At 70.9% G+C, this 4,276-nt stretch carries 4 protein-coding genes and 1 pseudogene; 3 read left to right on the plus strand and 2 right to left on the minus strand.

Annotation, left to right across the window (positions count from 1 at the left end):
• The first annotated feature begins 111 nt into the window (after positions 1 to 111).
• Positions 112 to 570: a peroxiredoxin gene (locus NCC78_RS28315; protein ID WP_250798332.1), complete on the plus strand. Its 459-nt coding sequence runs from the start codon at positions 112 to 114 to the stop codon at positions 568 to 570.
• 71 nt (positions 571 to 641) lie between these two features.
• On the plus strand, positions 642 to 1,331 hold the full coding sequence (locus NCC78_RS28320; RefSeq protein WP_250798333.1) for a hypothetical protein: 690 nt from the start codon (positions 642 to 644) through the stop codon (positions 1,329 to 1,331).
• A gap of 84 nt (positions 1,332 to 1,415) precedes the next feature.
• Here NCC78_RS28320 and cydB read toward each other — a convergent pair whose 3' ends face one another.
• Both cydB and NCC78_RS28330 read right to left on the minus strand, forming a co-directional pair.
• The gene (cydB, locus tag NCC78_RS28325; protein ID WP_250798336.1) at positions 1,416 to 2,414 is read right to left on the minus strand and encodes a cytochrome d ubiquinol oxidase subunit II; all 999 of its coding nucleotides are present in this window, start codon (positions 2,412 to 2,414) and stop codon (positions 1,416 to 1,418) included.
• Between the two features lie 15 nt (positions 2,415 to 2,429).
• On the minus strand, positions 2,430 to 3,842 hold the full coding sequence (locus tag NCC78_RS28330) for a cytochrome ubiquinol oxidase subunit I (protein WP_250798338.1): 1,413 nt from the start codon (positions 3,840 to 3,842) through the stop codon (positions 2,430 to 2,432).
• A 100-nt stretch (positions 3,843 to 3,942) separates the two neighbouring features.
• On the opposite strand from NCC78_RS28330, the pseudogene NCC78_RS32610 reads away from it, so the two are divergent.
• Positions 3,943 to 4,276: pseudogene (locus NCC78_RS32610) on the plus strand (hypothetical protein); the annotation flags it as partial.

The raw sequence follows: 4,276 nt of genomic DNA on the forward strand, positions 1-4,276 counted from the left end.
GCGGCGCGGGCGGGGTGGGCGCAGGCGGCGGCGGTGGTGGGTGAGGTGGCCGGGGTGTGGGGGTGATCGCCTAGGCTCGCGGCGTTTCGGTGTCGACGGTGGAGGTGCGCGGTGGCGGTTGCGGTCGGGGACGTGGTGGAGGATTTCGCGCTGCTGGACGAGACGGGCGCGTCGCGGCGGCTGTCGGAGTTCCTGGCGGCGGGGCCGGTGGTGCTGTTCTTCTATCCGGCGGCGATGACGCGCGGGTGCACGGCCGAGAGCTGCCACTTCCGGGATCTGGCGGCGGAGTTCGCGGCGGTGGGGGCGCAGCGGGTGGGCATCAGCCGGGATCCGGTGGCGAAGCAGGCGGAGTTCTCCCGGCTGCACGGGTTCGACTATCCGTTGCTGTCGGACCCGGACGGTGTGGTGGCGCAGCGGTTCGGGGTGCGGCGACGGTTGCCGCTGGGTCCGTTGAGCACGAAGCGGATGACCTTCGTGATCGGGACCGACGGGCGGGTCGTCGAGGTGGTCCACAGTGAGCTGGGCATGAACGAGCACGCGGATCGGGCGTTGCGCGCGCTGGGGGGTTGATCTTCCGGGTGTCGCAGCCGGCTGGTATCAAGGCAGGCGTCTGAACAGGTGTACGAGGGAAGAGGTTCCTGATGGGTGCTGCTGGCCAGGGGTTGTCCGATGACGAGGTGCGCAGCATCCGGGAGGCGTTGGCGGCGGGACGCAAGCCGAAGGTGGTCTTCACCTCCTCGGCCGGCCAGATCGCCGGGCAGGTGGGGCAGGTGGTGGAGCTGACCGATCCGACGGCCTCGGACGAGTTCGTGGTGGTGCGCTTCGGTCGCGACGAGTTGCCCTTCTCCCCCGCCGACGTGGCGGTGGCGCCGCGGGGTGCGGGGCGTCGGGCGGCGGAGCCGAAGTCCGAGCCGGAGCCGGAGCCCGCGGTGGAGCCGGAGTTCGTGTTGGAGCGGGAGCCGGTTCCGGCGCCGCGCCAGGAGCGGCGGGAGGAGCCGAGGGTGGAGACGGTGGAGGCGAAGCCGGCGCGGCGGCCGGTGAAGGCGGCGAAGCCGAAGGGCCCGGCCGGGTTGACGGTGACGTTGGCGTACGCCGACGGTGAGTGGACGGTGGCGGCGCAGCAGGGCAGCAAGTCGCTGGCGAAGCCGTACGTGGTGAAGCCGGCGGAGGCGTTGCGGATGGTGGCGCTGGTGGACGTGCCGGGGGTGCACGAGGCGGTCGAGCAGATCATGGCCGCGGAGCGGGCGGAGGCGGAGCAGCAGGCGGAGAAGCTGCGCGCGGAGCTGGCGGAGATCGAGGCGCGGTTGGCGGAGCTGCGCGAGGCGCGCTGAGCGTTGGTGGTGCCCGGGAAAGGTCGGGCCGCGCGGCGGGTGCGTGAGGGGGTCGCCCCACGCCGCGCGGCCCGACGGCCTTCATCAGTGCTGCGGGATGTGGGCCACCCCGATGCGCTTGCGGAACACCCAGTACGTCCAGCCCTGGTAGGCCAGCACGATCGGGGTGAACACCACCGCCACCCACGTCATGATCTTCAGGGTGTAGGGGGTGGAGGCGGCGTTGGTGGCGGTCAGCGTGCCGGCCGCGTCGAGGGTGGACGGCAGCACGTTCGGGAACAGCGCCGCGAACAGCGTCGCCACGGCCAGCGCGATCGCCGCGGCGGTGCCGGTGAACGCCCACCCCTCCCGGCGTACCCGGGCGGCGGCCAGGGCGCCGAGCAGCGCGAGGGCCGCGCCGAGCGCGAACACGACGGCGGCGGCGCTGGCGCGGATGGTCAGCGTCCACGTCAGGAACGTCACCGCGAGCACGGCGGTGCCCACCCCGAGGCGCACGGCGAGGGCGCCGGCGCGCTGGCGGATGTCGCCGACGGTCTTCAGGGCGATGAACACCGCGCCGTGCGTTGCGAACAGCGCCGCGGTGGTCGCCCCACCGAGCAGGGCGTACGGGCTGAGCAGGTCAACCAGGCCGCCGACGTACTCGTGGTCGGCGTCCAGCGGCACGCCGCGCAGGATGTTGGCGAACGCGACGCCCCACAGGATCGCCGGCACGATCGAACCGACGAAGATCGCCGCGTCCCAGCGGCGCTTCCACGAGGCCTCGGGGCGCTTGTGGCGGTACTCGAAGGCGACGCCGCGGGCGATGAGGGCCAGCAGGATCAGCAGCAGCGGCAGGTAGAAGCCGGAGAAGAGGGTGGCGTACCACTCGGGGAACGCGGCGAACATGGCGCCGCCGGCGGTGATCAGCCAGACCTCGTTGCCGTCCCAGACCGGGCCGATGGTGTTGATCAGCACCCGGCGTTCCCGGTCGTCGCGGCCGAGCACGGGCAGCAGCATGCCGACGCCGAAGTCGAAGCCCTCGAGGATGAAGTACCCGGTGAACAGGACCGCGACGAGCAGAAACCAGATGGTGGTGAGTTCCACGGTGCGCTCCGGTGATCAGTAGGCGAAGGCGAGCGGGCGCTCGGCGTCGTCGGTGTCGTCGGTGTCGGGCTGCGGGGTCACGTCGGGCACGCCCGCCTTGGCGTAGCGCAGGAGCAGCTTCAACTCGATCACGGCGAGGGTGGCGTAGATCAGGGTGAAGGCGGTGAACGAGGTGAGCACCTCGGCCAGCGACACGCTGCGGGACACGCCGTCGCGGGTGAGCATCTCGCCGAAGACGATCCAGGGCTGGCGGCCCATCTCGGTGAAGATCCAGCCGAAGGAGTTCGCGGCCAGGGGCAGCAGCGGCATGACCAGGCCGGCGCGCAGCAGCCACCTGCTGGTGGGGGTGCGGCCCTTGCGGTGGGTCCAGAGCACTAGCAGGGCGATCGCGGCGGCGGCCAACCCGAAGGCGATCATGAAGCGGAAGCTCCAGTAGGTGATCGGGATGATCGGGGTGTAGCTGCCGGCGCCGTACTGGGCGCTGTACTGGGCCTGGAGGTCGTTGATGCCCTGCACGGTGCCGTTGGGGTCGCCGGTGCCGAGGTAGGACAGCAGGTACGGGATCTTCAGGGCGAACAGCTCGCGGGTGCCGTCGAGGCTGCCGACGGTGAGCACGGAGAACGAGGCGGGGCTCTCGGTGGTGTAGAGGCCCTCGGCGGCGGCCATCTTCATCGGCTGCACCTGGGTCATGATCTTGCCCTGGATGTCGCCGGTGATCACGACGGCGGTGGCGGAGATCAGGGTGACCCAGGAGCCGAATTTGGCGGCGAAGCGGTAGGCCGGGGTGTCGGCCGAGTCGCGGTTGCGGATCAGGTGCCACAGGGCGACCGCGACCAGCAGCGAGCCGGCCACCAGGAACGCGCCGGCCAGGGTGTGCGGGAAGGTGATCAGCGCGACCTTGTTGGTGAGCACGGCGACGAAGTCGGTCAGCTCGGCGCGGCCGGACTCGGGGTTGATCCGGTAGCCGACCGGGTTCTGCATGAACGAGTTCGCGGCGAGGATGAAGTACGCGCTGAGGTTGGTGCCGATCGCGGCGGCCCAGATGGCGGCCAGGTGCAGCCGCTTGGGCAGCCGGTCCCAGCCGAAGATCCACAGGCCGATGAAGGTCGATTCGAGGAAGAACGCGACCAGCGCCTCGATGGCCAGGGGTGCGCCGAAGATGTCGCCGACGAAGCGGGAGTAGTCGCTCCAGTTCATGCCGAACTGGAACTCCTGCACGATGCCGGTGACCACGCCCATGGCGAAGTTGATCAGGAAGAGCTTGCCGTAGAACTTGGTGAGCTTGAGGTAGCGCTCGTTGCCCGTGCGGTGCCACAGGGTCTGCAGGATGGCGACCAGCACGGACAGGCCGATGGTCAGTGGCACGAAGAGAAAGTGGTAGACGGTGGTGACACCGAACTGCCAGCGGGCGACGTCCAACGCGTCCACCAGTGACCCCCCAGACGTGGATACTACGAGACGTAGTAAATACTACTGCTCGTCGTAGACGGATCGGCAGGGGCGGGGGGCCCGAACCGGCCCGGGACCAATGACCCTGATCACCCCGGCCGTCCGGCCACAATCTTGGGGGCACCGTGTGCTCCGCCGTCCCGTCCGGCTGACCGGGGCCTGCCCTGGCCTCGGGGCCCGGGCCCCCGCGTGCGACCATTGCGCGCTGATGGACACCGCCCACTCCCCCTGGCGGCCGCCGCTGATCTGGCGGGCCGCGCAGCTGCTCGCCCGCGTCGTCGTCGCGCTCGTGGCCCGCCTGCGGGTCACCGGGGAGGTCCCCGAGGCGCTGCGCCGGGGACCGCTGATCCTGGCCGCCAACCACATCAGCCCGTTCGACCCGGTGGTGATGGCCGCGGCCTGCCGGGCGGTCG

Source organism: Micromonospora phytophila (assembly GCF_023656545.1).
Classification (GTDB): Bacteria; Actinomycetota; Actinomycetes; order Mycobacteriales; family Micromonosporaceae; genus Micromonospora; species Micromonospora phytophila.